This window comes from Prescottella sp. GW823-FHT02E09 (genome assembly GCF_058797375.1).
In genome coordinates this window covers 609,471-623,762 of the sequence record NZ_JBXAJP010000003.1, presented here as the reverse complement: position 1 = coordinate 623,762, position 14,292 = coordinate 609,471, and the positions used below count along the sequence as shown (strand labels likewise).

At 69.7% G+C, this 14,292-nt stretch carries 16 protein-coding genes; 11 read left to right on the top strand and 5 right to left on the bottom strand.

Annotation, left to right across the window (positions count from 1 at the left end):
- A partial coding sequence (locus AC1RIF_RS10720) for a flavin-containing monooxygenase (protein WP_492601329.1) occupies positions 1–509 on the bottom strand: 509 nt, incomplete at its 3' end.
- Between the two features lie 268 nt (positions 510–777).
- Here AC1RIF_RS10720 and AC1RIF_RS10715 point away from each other — a divergent pair.
- The 3 genes from AC1RIF_RS10715 (at position 778) to AC1RIF_RS10705 (ending at position 3,396) form a co-directional block, all read left to right on the top strand.
- Complete coding sequence (locus tag AC1RIF_RS10715) at positions 778–1,161, top strand: Hsp15 family ribosome-associated heat shock protein (RefSeq protein ID WP_492601328.1); 384 nt, start codon at positions 778–780, stop codon at positions 1,159–1,161.
- A 101-nt stretch (positions 1,162–1,262) separates the two neighbouring features.
- Positions 1,263–2,828, top strand: coding sequence for an MFS transporter (locus AC1RIF_RS10710; RefSeq protein WP_492601327.1), 1,566 nt, complete (start codon positions 1,263–1,265; stop codon positions 2,826–2,828).
- On the top strand, positions 2,812–3,396 hold the full coding sequence (locus AC1RIF_RS10705) for an acyl-CoA-like ligand-binding transcription factor (RefSeq protein WP_492601326.1): 585 nt from the start codon (positions 2,812–2,814) through the stop codon (positions 3,394–3,396). The genes AC1RIF_RS10710 and AC1RIF_RS10705 overlap by 17 nt, the downstream gene beginning before the upstream one ends.
- Positions 3,397–3,400: 4 nt before the next feature.
- Here AC1RIF_RS10705 and AC1RIF_RS10700 read toward each other — a convergent pair whose 3' ends face one another.
- The 4 genes from AC1RIF_RS10700 to AC1RIF_RS10685 all read right to left on the bottom strand — a co-directional run bounded on the left by AC1RIF_RS10700 (position 3,401) and on the right by AC1RIF_RS10685 (position 6,939).
- A complete protein-coding gene (locus AC1RIF_RS10700) occupies positions 3,401–4,030 on the bottom strand; it encodes a M15 family metallopeptidase (protein ID WP_492601325.1) in 630 nt (209 codons plus the stop codon).
- A gap of 107 nt (positions 4,031–4,137) precedes the next feature.
- On the bottom strand, positions 4,138–5,517 hold the full coding sequence (locus tag AC1RIF_RS10695) for a sensor histidine kinase (RefSeq protein ID WP_492601324.1): 1,380 nt from the start codon (positions 5,515–5,517) through the stop codon (positions 4,138–4,140).
- On the bottom strand, positions 5,514–6,203 hold the full coding sequence (locus AC1RIF_RS10690) for a winged helix-turn-helix domain-containing protein (protein ID WP_492601323.1): 690 nt from the start codon (positions 6,201–6,203) through the stop codon (positions 5,514–5,516). The genes AC1RIF_RS10695 and AC1RIF_RS10690 overlap by 4 nt, the downstream gene beginning before the upstream one ends.
- 76 nt (positions 6,204–6,279) lie before the next feature.
- Positions 6,280–6,939 carry a phosphatase PAP2 family protein gene (locus AC1RIF_RS10685; RefSeq protein WP_492601322.1) on the bottom strand — a complete coding sequence of 220 codons (660 nt, stop codon included), beginning with the start codon at positions 6,937–6,939 and terminating at the stop codon, positions 6,280–6,282.
- Between the two features lie 197 nt (positions 6,940–7,136).
- Here AC1RIF_RS10685 and AC1RIF_RS10680 point away from each other — a divergent pair, with 197 nt between their 5' ends.
- The 8 genes from AC1RIF_RS10680 to AC1RIF_RS10645 all read left to right on the top strand — a co-directional run bounded on the left by AC1RIF_RS10680 (position 7,137) and on the right by AC1RIF_RS10645 (position 14,285).
- Positions 7,137–7,997 carry a DUF5666 domain-containing protein gene (locus AC1RIF_RS10680; RefSeq protein WP_492601321.1) on the top strand — a complete coding sequence of 287 codons (861 nt, stop codon included), beginning with the start codon at positions 7,137–7,139 and terminating at the stop codon, positions 7,995–7,997.
- Between the two features lie 62 nt (positions 7,998–8,059).
- Entirely contained in the window at positions 8,060–8,728 is a 669-nt protein-coding gene (locus AC1RIF_RS10675; RefSeq protein WP_492601359.1) for a TtfA family protein, read from the top strand.
- Positions 8,729–8,807: 79 nt separating this feature from the next.
- A complete protein-coding gene (locus AC1RIF_RS10670; RefSeq protein WP_492601320.1) occupies positions 8,808–9,371 on the top strand; it encodes a LemA family protein in 564 nt (187 codons plus the stop codon).
- Between the two features lie 85 nt (positions 9,372–9,456).
- Positions 9,457–9,990 carry an orotate phosphoribosyltransferase gene (gene pyrE / locus AC1RIF_RS10665; protein ID WP_492601319.1) on the top strand — a complete coding sequence of 178 codons (534 nt, stop codon included), beginning with the start codon at positions 9,457–9,459 and terminating at the stop codon, positions 9,988–9,990.
- Positions 9,991–10,092: 102 nt separating this feature from the next.
- Complete coding sequence (gene galT, locus AC1RIF_RS10660; protein WP_492601318.1) at positions 10,093–11,208, top strand: galactose-1-phosphate uridylyltransferase; 1,116 nt, start codon at positions 10,093–10,095, stop codon at positions 11,206–11,208.
- Positions 11,205–12,380 carry a galactokinase gene (galK, locus tag AC1RIF_RS10655; protein WP_492601317.1) on the top strand — a complete coding sequence of 392 codons (1,176 nt, stop codon included), beginning with the start codon at positions 11,205–11,207 and terminating at the stop codon, positions 12,378–12,380. The genes galT and galK overlap by 4 nt, the downstream gene beginning before the upstream one ends.
- 114 nt (positions 12,381–12,494) lie before the next feature.
- Entirely contained in the window at positions 12,495–13,613 is a 1,119-nt protein-coding gene (locus tag AC1RIF_RS10650; protein WP_492601358.1) for a helix-turn-helix domain-containing protein, read from the top strand.
- Between the two features lie 117 nt (positions 13,614–13,730).
- The gene (locus AC1RIF_RS10645) at positions 13,731–14,285 is read left to right on the top strand and encodes a nuclear transport factor 2 family protein (RefSeq protein WP_492601316.1); all 555 of its coding nucleotides are present in this window, start codon (positions 13,731–13,733) and stop codon (positions 14,283–14,285) included.
- Positions 14,286–14,292 lie beyond the last annotated feature (7 nt).

Here is a 14,292-nt window from a genome sequence, read left to right as displayed (position 1 = left end):
GTGTGGAAGACGTCGCCGGCGAAGGTGTCCAGACCGGCGAAGGCCGGGGTGTTCGCGTTCGACAGCGGGCCGGCGGCGACGACGAAGAAGCGGGCCGACACCACGTCACCGCGGTCGGTACTCACCGTCCACCGCAGGGTGTCCTCGTCGAGAACCGCTGAGGTGACCCGGGTTTCGAACTGGATGTGGCGGCGGATGTCGAAGCGATCGGCGACGTGATCGATGTACGCGAGGATCTCGGGCTGGGTGGCGTACTTCTCGCTCCAGTCCCACTCCTGCTCGAGTTCGGGGGAGAACGAGTACGAGTAGTCGACGGATTCGACGTCGCAGCGGGCACCGGGGTAGCGGTTCCAGAACCACACCCCGCCCACACCGCTCGCGGCCTCGAACGCGCGCACCGTCAAGCCCTGTTCACGGAGCCGGTGCACCGCGTACACGCCGGCGATGCCCGCGCCCACCACCACGGCATCGTACGAGACGGCGGGGGAAGCCGAATCCTGTCCGTTCATTGACTGAGTCCTCTCCTGAGCGCGAGGTGCCCGCGTCCGGAATCTCGGACCAGACCTCACGGTTCTTGCGTTGAATCCACGCTATGGCGGGGCGACGGGCCTGGGCAGCGGACCATCCCGCCCAGCGGGTCGTTTCGGCGGAACAGGGACCTTCGTCGCCCGACGAAAACGCCGTCTTGCAGGGCGGATACCTCCGAGTCGGTGACGGAGGGGGTTCCCACCACGAGGGAGGAATCGGGGTGGTGCCGGGCCTGGGTAGCCTGGCGTCGTGCCTACCCCTACCCCCGACGCGACGAGCGCCCGCGTGGACAGCTGGACCTGGGCGGTGCGGCTGTTCAAGACCCGGTCCCAGGCGGCCGCCGCGTGCCGGTCCGGGCACGTCCGGGTGAATGGGACCCCGGCGAAAGCGTCCGTGCAGGTCAAGCCCGGCGACGAGGTGCGGGTGCGGGTGTCGGGCGTCGAGCGGATCGTCGTCGTGGTGCGGCCCATCACGAAGCGGGTCGGCCCACCGGTCGCCGCCGCGTGCATGCTGGACAACAGCCCGCCGCCGCCCGCTCCCGAGGTGCTCGCGTCGATTCCGCGGCGGGACCGCGGTACCGGTCGGCCTACCAAGCGCGAGCGCCGCGACATGGAGAAACTCCGCGGGCTGTAGGCCGGAGCCTCCATCCGATCGGTACCTCCGGACCGTTGACACCCCCGAGAAAGTGGCAGACACTTTCAAAAGGAATGAGGTGTCAATTCGGAGGTTCTCTCATGAACTCGACCTCAGGTTCTGTTACACCGACGTCCCGCCGCCGCTGGTGGGCCCTGACCGCGCTGTCGACCGCGGTCTTCGCGATCGGGATCGACATGATGGTGCTCACGGTCGCGCTGCCCACGCTTGCACGGGACCTCGACGCGACGACGTCGTCGCTGCAGTGGTTCTCGACGTCGTACACGCTGGTGCTCGCCGCGGCGCTGCTGCCCGCCGGTAGTTTCGGGGACCGCATCGGACGGCGAAAGTTGCTGCTGATCGCGATGGTGTTGTTCGGTCTCGCGTCGCTCGCGTGCGCCTACTCGCAGACCGGTGCGCAGTTGATCGGTTCCCGTGCGGTCCTCGGGCTCGCCGCCGCGGCGATCATGCCGATGTCGATGGCGGTACTGCCGATCCTGTTCCCCGACAAGACCGAACAGCAGCGGGCGATGACGATCTGGGTGACCGCCACCGCGCTCGGCCTGCCGCTCGGTCCGATCCTCGGCGGGTGGCTGCTCGGGCACTTCTGGTGGGGCTCGGTGTTTCTCGTGAACGTTCCGCTGGTGTGCGTAGGCCTCGTCGCGGTCGCGCTCCTGGTGCCCGAGTCTCGCAGCGCTGCACCCGGACGCTTCGACGTCGCCGGCGCACTGCTGTCCTCGCTCGGGCTGCTGGCGCTGACCTACGGTTTCATCACCGCCGGCAGCGATGGCTGGGGCGCCGCCCCCGTCCTCGCGGCGCTCGGGGTGGGCGCTGCGCTGCTGGCGGCGTTCCTGTTGTGGCAGAGCCGATCCGGGAGCCCGCTCATCGACCTCGCACTGCTCGCCGACCGCGACTACGCGCTCGGTGCGGGGCTCTCGACGCTCGTGAACTTCGTCATGTTCGGTCTACTGTTCTCGCTGCCGCTGTATCTGGGATCGGTACTGGGTGCAGACGCGCTCGGCATCGGGGTGCGACTACTGCCGATGATCGCCGGACTGGTCGTGGGCACCCGCCTCACCGATCTGCTGGCTCGGATCCTGGGCGCGGGCGCGCTCATCGCCCTCGGATTCGCGGCCCTGGTGGGAGCGTGTCTGCTCGGCACCACCATGACCATCGAATCTGGCTACGGACTGGCCGCGACGTGGCTGACCCTGGCCGGGGTGGGCCTGGGGCTGGCGATGCCCACCGCGATGGCTGCCGCGATCGGCGCCCTGTCACCCGGGCGGTCCGGGTCGGGATCTGCTCTGGTGCAGGCACTTCGGCAGGCCGGTGGCACCATCGGAGTCGCGGTGCTGGGCACCGTCCTCGCCGCCGGCTATCACGCTCGTCTGCCGTCCACGTCGCTGCCCGAACCCGCACAGTCCGCGGTGTCGGATTCGATCAGTAGCGGAGTGGCAGTCGCTCGGGCATCGAATCTCCCGGAGCTCGAGAACCAGGTGCAGGCGGCGTTCGTGCACGGCATGGTCTCGTCACTGTGGATCAGTGCCGCGCTTGCGGTCGTCGGTGGGGTGATCGCGATCGTCGGGCTACCGGTGCGCAGGCAGCCCGAGCCCGAGGCCGCGGCGCCCGTCGATGAGGAACACTGGGCGCATGAGCACGTCGACTGAGCATCTGGGTCTGCGCGAACGGAAGAAGCTCCGCACGCGTGCCCTGATCCGTGAGCACGCGATGCGGCTGTTCACGGAGCAGGGCTATGCCGAGACCACCGTCGAACAGATCGCCGCCGCCGCGGAGGTCTCACCGAGCACGTTCTTCCGCTACTTCCCCAGCAAGGAACAGTTGGTCCTCGTCGACGACCTGGACGCGCCGATGCTCGCGGCGATCGCCGCCCAGCCGTCGGACGTGCCGCCGCTGACAGCCTGCCGGCAGGCGTTCGAGGAGGTGCTGGACTCGCTGTCGCCGGCCGAACTGGCGGCCGAGCGCACCCGGCAGCGGTTGCTGTTCGGCGTGCCCGAACTGCGGGCGGCGATGATCGGCGAGCTCACCCGATCCGTTCGCATCCTCGCGGAGGCGATCGCGGTCCGCGTCGACCGTCCCGCCGACGACTTCGAGGTCCGGGTGTTCGCCGGTGTCGTGGCCGGGGCGGCGCTCGGGGCGGTCGGTGACGACCCGCCGGACCTGGCCACGTTCGTGCGGGCGATCGAATTCCTCGAGCGCGGTATGCCGCTCTCCTGAGGTTTCAGCTCGAGGCCGCGTCGGGCCGAAGCGGCGGACATTGCCCACCCGGGGTCGTGGCGAGTTCGAAGTGCCACATCTCGTTGTCGTAGATCTGGCACAGTCCGTACTCGGAGCCGTTGCGGATCAACCAGTCGTCCGCGTCGGTCGGGCCGATGTCGATCGCCTCGCCACTGACGTGCTTCGACAGCGTCGGCGGATGCACCCATCTCTCGGCCTCCGCACGGCCGGCGTACTTCACTACGGCCTCGTCGAACAGTTGCTGCTGGTACTCACCCGAGCGCCACCCGGAAGTGACGAACATCGAGATGCCGGCCGCCTCGGCGTCCCGGGCGGCGGACTGGACGGCGCGAAGCAGACCCGGCTCGAGCTCGCCGATCGCGTACAGGTGGGTGTCGAACACGGTGACGCGGTCGTCGGACGATATCGCCCCGGAGGAACTTCCGCCGCGAGTCCGGTCGGCCCCGGTCATCGACGAGCGCGGGCCGTCGACCACGGAGACGGGATCCGCGGTCGGCCCGTCGGCACAGGCCGCCAGGATGAGGACGGGCGTCACCGCGAGGCAGTAGCGGAGCCGTCGTGGGATCGTCCGGCGGCGAAGGGGGTCGGTAGTCGACTCGAATGTCTCGATCACGGTTCGAGCATGGGACGTCACTGTCCGCGCGGTATCCGCGGAACGCAACATTCGAGCAACGCACCGTAACAACTATGTCATCACGGAAAGCGCTGCACTGCAGAGATTCACATGGTCGGCAGGCGGAGCGTGAACACCGTGACGGCCGCGTCGCGGATCATCACGATGCTGCCGCCGTGCAGGCGCGCATTCTCGAGTGCGAGCGACAGCCCCAGCCCGCTGCCCTCGCTCCGTCCCCGCGCGGTGTCGACCTTGAAGAACCGCTCGAAGATCTCTTCCCGGAGCGCGTCCGGGACACCCGGCCCGTGATCGCGGACCTCCACCACGGCGGCGGTGTCGGTGTCGAGTCGCACCCGAACCAGGACGGGATCGGCGCCGTGCCGCAACGCATTGCCCACCAGGTTCGCGATCACGATCTCGAGGCGCCGGGCGTCCGCACGCACCCACACCGGACCCGACGCCGACACCGGCACGCGGTCACCCCACCCTCGTGCGGTCAGGGTCGTGCGGACCAGGGCCACGAGGTCCACGGCGCTCGCGTCGAGGCGGGCCCGGCCCACATCGTGCCGCGACATCTCGATCAGATCCTCCACCAGCCGTGCCAGTTTCGTGATCTCGGAGCCCACGACGCGCGCCGCGGCCGCGGTGTCCGCGGGCAGACGGTCCGCATCCTCCCGCAGGATCTCGCCCATCGGTACCAGAGCCGCCAGGGGTGTCCGCAGTTCGTGGGAGACGTCGGCGACGAATCGTCGGGACTGCGACTCGGACGCCGTCAACCGGGCGATCGCCGAACCGTGTTGGCGCATCATCTCGTTGAAAGTCTCGGTCACCTGGGCGAGCTCGGTGACGCCGACCTCGGGCAGCCGCACGTCGAGGTCTCCGGCCGCGGCCTGTGCGGCGGCGTCGTCCAGTCGGCGCAGCGGGCGCACCAGGGTCGAACCGATCCACCACCCGATCAGCCCGCACAGCGCCATCCCCGCCGTCAGTGTGACGGCGACGATACCGACGAGACTGTCGAACTTCTCCTGCACCCCGACCAGCGGCCGGATCGCATACGTCTCGACCTCCGTCTCGGTGTCCCAGGACGTGGCGTCGCGCACCATGAACGAGATGCCTAGCATGATCCGCTGGGAATCGAGGCGTTTGAACCGCACCAGACGGTTCGAGTCCAGCCCCCCGGGGAACGACTCCAGGATCTGCGCCGGGTCGGCCGATCCCGCCCGCAACACGTGACCGTCCTTCATGATCGTGACATTGCCCGGGAACTTCCGTGCCAGATCGACCTGGTCCGAGAGATCCACGGCCTCGCCGAACACGAACGACATCTCCTCCTCGAATTCGGCAATGGCCGCATCCTGCGCGTTGGTGTAGACCCAGGACCGCGCGGCGATCGCCATCGCGATCGCCGTCGTGCCCGCAACAACCGCGACGGTGGTGACGAAGACCAGCACGAACCGTGCCTGCAGCCCGCCGAGGCGCAGTTTCACGGCGCCACGAACCGGTAGCCGAATCCGCGCACGGTCTCGATGATCCGCGGCTCGGACGGATCGTTCTCGATCTTCGCTCGCAGACGCTGGATCGCGGCGTCCACCAGTCGCGAGTCGCCGAGATAGCCCTGGTCCCACGCGGCCGTGAGCAACTGTTGCCGGCTCAGCACGTGCCCCGGATTCTCCGACAGCACCAGCAGCAGCCGCAGCTCCGTCGGCGTCAACGTGATCGGTGTCCCGTCCCGGTGCACCCGCAGGGAGCGGCGATCGATGTCGAGCCCCGAACCGGTGGGAGCGGACGGGGGAGCCGGCACCGTCACCGGGGCGGCGACGGTGCGCCGGAGCACCGCCTTGATCCGGGCGTCGAGTACCCGTGGGGTCACCGGTTTGACGACGTAGTCGTCGGCCCCGGCCTCGAGCCCGGCGACCGTGTCGACGTCGTCGGATCGCGCGGTGAGAATGATGATCGGCACCGTGCTCACCGCCCGCACCCGGCGGCACACCGCGTACCCGTCGTCGCCGGGCAGGCCGAGGTCGAGGAGGACCAGGTCGATCCCGTCCAGTTCGGTCGCCGCGTCGGTGTTGCCGTCCGCGCGGTGCCGGACCTGGTGCCCCAGCCGGCTCAGCCCCAGGGTCATCGCCTCGGCCACAGCCGGGTCATCCTCGATGAGGAGAATGCTTGCCACGTGTCGGCCGCCTTCGTCGAATGAGCGTTCTCCGGTTCGGATCGTACCCGCGCTCACGCGACGTCCCGGGGCGCGCTCACCGCTCCACCAGCCGTTCCGCCTGCGGATCCGAGAACTGCGCGAGCGCCGACCGGTGCGTGTCGGTGGTCGTGAACGCCGACGCGATCAGCGTGAAACAACCGACGATCAGCAGTGCGCCGAGAGCGTCGCTCGGGCGGTGCCAACGCAGCACCACCACCGTCACAGCGGTACCGATCGTCATCAGTACCGCATTGATCGTGACGGCGGTCCGCCATCGCCGCGGCGCGATCAGTACCGCCGCACATCCGACTGCCGCGACCGCCGTGAGGGTGCCGCTGGGGAAGGAGTTGTGCATGACCAGACCGTCCAGCGTCGGACGATCGAGCACGCGCTTGAGACACCACGCGGTCACGATCGGCCCGAAGGTCACCAGCGCCACCGTCGCCGCGAGTCGCAGGGGCTGCGCGCCCATCACGACCAGCAACGCGACCAGGGTCCCGCCCACGAGCACGAGTGGAATCACCATCCCCACGAACACGGTGGAGAAGCCGGTGGCCGGTGAGGCGGATGCGCGGACCATGAGGTTCTGGTCGAGAACCTGGCCGGTCGGAGTATGAACGGCGAGACCGAACACCATGCCCCCGACGACGGCCAGCGCGAGCGCAGCCAGCAGCCGTTCGGGGCGGACGCGGATACGACGACTGGGGAAGTTCATGCCGACGAGGCTGCCTTCGCCGTGTCACGACGCCGCCCCGCCGCCGCGCCGCGCAAGCCACGGAATGTCACGATGTCGTGACATTCGCCGTGCCGCGCACCCTCGGCGGGGCTCCGGCGCTTCAGAGGGCTCTCAGAAACCCGCACTACCCTGAACTGTCGGCCCGACGCGACCGCACGGAAGAGAGAGGCCCCACGATGACGAATCCCGGCGATCCCCGCACCCCGCAGGAGCGCGCATACGATCCCGCCGAGCAGGCGTCCGACGAAACCGTCGAGTGGGCTCGCCCGGCCGACGACGCGACCCGGCAGATCGGTCCGGCTGCCGCGCCCGACCAGCCCACCGAGCAGTACTACACGGCCGACCCTTACCAGGCGTACGGTTCGCCGCCGCCGAATGCGACCCAGGCGTACCCCACATACGATCCCCGCTTCGATCCGCAGGCTCCGCCGTCCAATCCGACGCAGGCATACCCGACGTACTACGCGCAGGGCGGGTACCCGCCGCCCGGTCCGCCGCCGACGGGTGAGGCGCCGTCCATCGAGAACACGCCCGAGCACAAACCTGGCCGCAGGGTGGGGCTGTGGGCGGCCGTCGGGGCCGGTGCGGTGCTGCTGGCCCTCGGCCTGGGCGTCGGCTTCCTGTTGAACAGCGGCGGCCCCGACAACTCGACGACAGCCGCGGCCCCGTCGACCCGCACGTCGGCCCCGGTTGCGCCCGGGCAGCCGCGCAGCACCCCGCCGCCCACGTCGGCGCCCGACACGACATCCCCGCTCGAGAGCATTCCCGGTGGTGTCGGTGAACTGATCGGCAAGGCGGGAACCGCCATGGGCACCATCACCGCCAACGACGGCGGCACGCTCACCGTCGACTCGATCGGCGGGACGAAGGTCACCGTGCGCACCGACGCCGACACCACGCTGATCTCCCTCACCGCCGACACCGTCGCCGATCTGAAGCCTGGCGCATCGGTACTGGTGCAGGGCGACACGGTCGAAGGCGGGGCGGTCACCGCGAAGTTGATCATCGACACGACGCTTCCCGACTTCGGCAACTGACGCGCGGCACCGGATGCCCGGATCAGGCCCGGGAGTAGCTAGGCTGACTCTCGATGACGGCTATGTGGTTCGGATTGGCAGTGATAGCGCTCGCGGGCGCTATCGCGCTGCTCTATGTCGATCGCTCGCGACGCGACCAGACGGGTCGGGTCCGGCAGATCTGGGCGAAGGCGCAGGGATACACGTACAACTCCTCCGATGAGCACCTGCCGTCCGCGTGGCATCGTGCAGCTCTCTCGAAGCAGGAGTACCTCGGTGCGGTGGACGTCGTGCGGGGTGTCCGTCGGGGCGAGCAGTTCGTGCTCTTCGACCTCGAGGACACGGCGACGATCGTCGCAGTGCACCGGGAGGTGGGCTCGGATGTCGACATCGACCTGCGTCTGAAGTCGACGCCACCGCCGCGCGACACCGACCTGAATCTGCTGGGAGCGATCGGGCCGCGCGTGGTGTTCGCGACCGATCTCGAGATCGCGCGCCGGGTGTGCGACCAGCGCATGGTCGCGTTCACCGAGGCGGTGCCGCCGCAGGTGCAGATGCTGTGGAGCGAGGGCCAGTGGACGCTGGGCTCGTTGCCGGTGGGCAGCTCCGGCCGGGACTGGGATGCGGCGATCGAGGCCGTCGCCCGACTGTCGGGCATGCTTCGGGTGCTTCCGCCCGCCACGGAACCGCCGGCCATGGAGCCTGCCGCGCACGATCCGGGTCGCCCGGGCACGCCCGAGCCCGTCGAATAGCGGCACCCGCCCCCTCCCAGTAGATTCCGCTTCTGTGGTTGTCGTGTCGGGTGTTGTTCTTGTTCTTGTAGTGGCTGCAGTGAGCGCTGTGGTTTGGGTGACGGCCGCCGTCCGGCAGCTCCGCCGGACCGACGCGAGCGTCCGGGCAGCCCTCGGGCTCGTTCACGTCGAGCTCGATCGTCGGTACGAGTACATCCCCGGCCTGATACTGGCCGCCGCCGAGACGGTGGGCCGGGACCTCGTGAACACCGTGTCGGGGGCCCGCACCCTCGCCATGCGGATCCGGGAGGAGGGCCTCGATCCGCGTCGGCAGGCCGGCGCCGAGAACGCGCTGTCCGAGGCCCTGCAATCCCTGCTCACCACCGCCCGTAGCTACCCGTCGTTGCGCAACGACTGGGCGTTCACCCGACCCGGCCACGAGATCGAGCAGACCGAGGCGCGGCTGGCCGGCGCGATCCAGGTCTACAACGACATGGCCGGCCGCCTCGACCGCGCGCTCGCCACCTTCCCGACAGGGCTGATCGCCCGCAGAATCGGGATCGTGGGGGTACAGCCGTTCGAGGCGACGATTCTCGAAGTGCCCGCGTCCGGATCCGAGGACTCGGGGACCGGGGACGACGGCGTCACCGACGTCGCGGCCTGAGGGCCGCAGGCGCCGTGACCTGGCCCCCTCGCTAGGCTCGACGCGACGAAATGTGTCTGACTTCGAACGGTGATGGGAGCGACCGATGACGGATCGCGACGAGCTCGCTGCGCTGGTGCGCGAGCTGGCGGTGGTGCACGGAAAGGTGACCTTGTCCTCGGGTAAGGAAGCCGACTACTACGTGGACCTGCGCCGCGCGACGCTGCACCACCGGGCCGGCCCGCTGATCGGCAAGCTGCTGCGCGAACTGGTCGCCGACTGGGACTTCGTGTCCGTCGGCGGTCTGACGATGGGCGCCGACCCCGTCGCGATGGCCGTCATGCACGCCGAGGGACGCCCGATCGACGCGTTCGTGGTCCGCAAGGCCGCCAAGGCGCACGGCATGCAGCGCCAGATCGAGGGCCCCGACGTCGTCGGCAAGCGTGTCCTGGTCGTCGAGGACACCACCACCACCGGCAACTCGCCGCTCACCGCCGTCAAGGCGCTGCGTGACGCGGGTGCCGTCGTCGTCGGTGTCGCCACCGTCGTCGACCGGGCCACCGGCGCCGACGCGATCATCGCCGCCGAGGGACTCGAATACCGCTCGCTCCTGGGTCTCGAGGACCTGGGTCTGAACTGATCGGGGTCGCCCAGGCTCGAAGCTGAAGGGACCGTTCACGTGCTCGCAGCGCATGAACGGTCCCTTCCGCTCATGATCCGACGCGTCGCATATCGTGTTCCGATGCCGATCCGGAAGACGCGGACGACCCTGTCCGACGGGCGCGAACTGATCTACTTCGACGACACCGAGCCGTACGTCGGCGGGGACGCGACCCGTGAATTGCACGACGGTCGCGGCCTGGCGCCGGTGACTGCGCTGTCGACGATGCGCTACGACGTGCTGTCGGGGGAGTGGGTGACGTTCGCGGCGCACCGGATGGACCGAACCTTCCTGCCGTCGACGGACGAATGTCCGTTGTGCCCCAGCCGGTCCGGACATCCGGCAACCGAGATCCCCGACGACGGCTACGACGTCGCGGTGTTCGAGAACCGCTTCCCGTCCCTGTCGCCCGGAGCCGTACTCGACTCCGATCGCGTTGACGGAGAGGCGCTCTGGACACAGCGGCCCGCCGACGGGCGGTGCGAGGTGGTGTGCTTCACGAGCGACCACGACCGCAGCTTCGCCCAGTTGCCGCACTCCCGGGTGCGCACCGTGCTGGACGCCCTCCGCGACCGGACCCGGGAACTGTCGGCGCTGCCGGGTGTCGCGCAGGTGTACTGCTTCGAGAACCGGGGCGAGGAGATCGGGGTGACGTTGGCGCACCCGCACGGCCAGATCTACGCCTATCCGGCGCTGCCGCCGCGCACCGTCGCGCTGGTCCGGCAGGCCGAGCAGCACCGGACCCGCACCGGGCGTTCGCTCCTGCGCGACGTCCTGGACGCGGAGCGTCGCGCCGGCGCCCGGGTGGTGGTCGAGGGAGAGCACTGGACGGCGTATGTGCCGGCCGCCGCGCGCTGGCCGGTGGAGTTGCACGTGGCGCCGCATCGGGATGTCGCGGACCTCACCGAACTCGACGACGCCGAACTCGACGAACTCTCGCATCTGTATCTCGACCTGCTCGGCCGTCTCGACCGGTTCTTCGACGGTGTCGACCGGCTGCCGTACATCGCCGGGTGGCACCAGGCGCCGGTCGGTGAGGGCCGCGAGCTGGGAAGGCTGTACCTGCAGGTCTTCTCGCTGATGCGCTCGCCGCACCGGATGAAGTTCCTCGCCGGCTCCGAGTCGGGGATGGGCGCGTGGATCAGCGACACCACCCCCGAACGGATCGCGGCACGGTTCCGTGAGGTCGCGCCGTGACCGCCGCACGGTTCCGCGCGGGGACCGACGAAACTCTGGCCGCTGCGGCGGACGCGTTCTTCCGGGCCGAGTTCGGAGCGGATCCGGCCGGCGCCTGGGCTGCCCCGGGGCGGGTGAACCTGATCGGCGAACACGTCGACTACGCGGGCGGACTGTGCCTGCCGATCGCGCTGCCGCACAGCACGGTTGCTGCGGTGTCGCCGCGAACCGACGGGCTGATCCGGCTGCGCTCCACCGACGGTGCCGCGTGGGACGGTCGACTCGACGACATCGGACCCGGCCGCCCGCAGGGCTGGGCGTCGTATCCGGCCGGCGTGGTGTGGGCACTGCACGAGAGCGGTCTGATCGCAGACGATTTCGGCGGAGTGGACGCGGCGTTCGTGTCGACGGTGCCGATCGGGGCGGGACTGTCGAGCTCGGCGGCACTGGAATGCTCGCTGGCGCTCGCGCTGGCACCCGCCGCGGACCGCTCGGACCTGGCCGCGGTGTGCGTGCGCGCCGAGAACGACGTCGCGCTGGCGCCGACGGGCGGTATGGACCAGGCGGCGTCGCTGCGATCGGCGGAAGGTCATGCCCTGTTGCTGGATTCGGCGTCCGGCGCGGTGTCGCACGTGCCGTTCGCCCCGGAGGAGCTGTCGCTGTTGGTGATCGACACCCGCGCCCCGCACCGGCTGGTCGACGGGCAGTACGCGAAACGTCGCGCCGCGGTGGAGCGGGCGGCGCGACGGCTCGGAGTCCCGTTGCGTGACCTTGCCGATCGCGGTCGTGACGGCATGGACGTCGTGCGGGGGCTGAAGGACGACGTGCTGCGCCGTCGGGCGTGGCACGTCATCAGCGAGATCGCCCGTGTCCGGCTCGCCGTGCGGGCGTTGGAGTCCGGGGACTTCGCCGAGTTCGGGCGCCTGCTCTGCGCGTCGCACATGTCGCTGGCCCGGGACTTCGAGGTCTCCTGCCCGGAACTCGACAACGTCGTCGAGGGCGCCATGATCGCCGGGGCGCTGGGTGCGCGGATGACCGGCGGCGGGTTCGGTGGATCGGCGATCGCACTGATGCCGGCCGGTGGGGTGGACGACGCCGTCGAGACGATCCTGAGCCGTGCGCGGGAGCGTGAGCTGCCCGAGCCGGCCTTCGCGACTGTCGCCGCGTCGTCCCCGGCTCGCCGACTGCACTGACCTCGGGGTGGGTTCCCGCGGATCGGGACGAGCGGATCCTTCGGGCGGCACCGTCGCGTCATGCTCGGGGCACGACGACGAACGGAGTTCACCGTGAGCCACGCGCAGCTGCGAATGTCCGAGCTGGGATCGGATTCGGTCTCGGTGCTGCGGATCATCGCCTACTTCGACGAGCTCGGGGAATCTGCCGCCAACGCCGACACCGTCGTGCGGGCGGCGGCCATGCTCGCGGAATGCCCGGTCGGCGCGTGCTGGGCGTCCGGCACCGTGATCGGATACGACGCGCTCGGCGACCTGCTCGACGTAGCGCGTCCGGCGGAGCGGGTGCCACGGGACCCCGTGGTGTGGCTGGAACGCGGCGGTGCCGAGCGTCCACTCGATTCGGTTCTCCTGGATCGACTCCGCCACACCCTGCGCGTCGCGGCCGTCCGGTCGGGCTCGACGGACGGCCTGCGGATGGGTGATCCCGCGCTGCTCGAGGTGGTGCTGTCGGACAAGGAACGCCGCGAGGACCGGGTGCGTGCGGTGGGGCTGCTCGGGCTGGACCCGGCGCGGGACCTCCGCGTGCTGGCGGTGTCGGCGGCGGCGAGTGCCGCTGCGGTCGAACTGATCTCACGGACCTGTGCGGGCCGACTGGTCCGCTCCGTCGATGTCGGTAACCTGACCGCCGTGCTCCTGCAGGACAACGCCGACAGCCGGACCCTCGCGGACGGGCTGCACGCCGCGATCGTCGTCGCGCACCCGACGTCGGGTGCCGATCGCGGTCCGTGGGTGGGGATCGGGGAGCCGACGAGCGTGTACGCGGCACCGACGTCGTGGAAGCAGGCGCTGCGTGCGCTGCGGTTCGCGTCGTCCACCGGGTACGGGCGACGCGCGGTCGCGTACGGACGACTGAGCTCGCTCGAGCTACTCGTCGAATTGCCCCTCGAACGCCTGCTTCACGATCGGGACGTCGCGCGGATCAATGCGATCGCGGCCTCGGCTACCGGCGCCCAGGAGGTGGCCACCCTCGAGGCGTTCTGCGTGTTCGGCTCGCTCCGGCGGACCGCGGCCGAACTGCACGTCCACCACAGCACCGTCGCGTCCCGCCTGGCGCATCTCGAGGCCGAGATGGGCTGGGACCTGGAGGATTCGATGGACCGGTTCATGGCGACACTGGTGCTGATGATTCGCCGGATGGCGTTGTCGTCGACCGAACTTGCGGCAGCGGAGATCTTCGGATCGAGGTTCTGAGCCCGACATCTGTCGGGTCCGGCCGCCGGATCGGGCGACATCCGTCGGGTGACCCACACCCATCCGATGGGTCACGATCGTGGCGAAGTTCGTTTCATCGGAAAGGAATTCGCACACATGGCTGTCATGGACCCCACTCGCACCTGGGAGCTGCTCGAGCAGCGTCTCGCCGTCACCACCGACGCCCGACACCGCGTCGTCCTCGGCGCGGTGATCGAGCACATGAGAGCCGAGGCCGCTCCCGACCTGGATCGGCTGATGGCCACGCTGAATCCTGCTCCCGACTACCACTTCTGGAACGGCGGCAAGGACGTCGGACCCAAGGGAACCGACGGCGTGAGGACGTACTACATCGACTTCCTCGCGACCCGCACCAACATCCTCGAGTACGAGCTCGACCGCCTCGTCGTCGACGACCACTGTCTGGTCACGGAGGGCTTCCTGAAGCAGATCTACCCGGGGTCGTATGCGGCGCAGATCGGGATCCCGGTCGACGACGAGGGGGCCGACTACCTCGTCGTGTTCCGGCAGCTGATCCTGTGGCCGGTGGACGAGCACGGCCTGATCCAGGGCGAGGACTCGTACCACTCCGGGCCGTCGCGTGTCACCAAGCTGTCGTTCGACGAGCTCCCGCAGGAGTACATCGATCTGGTGCACACCCCGGCCACCTGAGCACTCC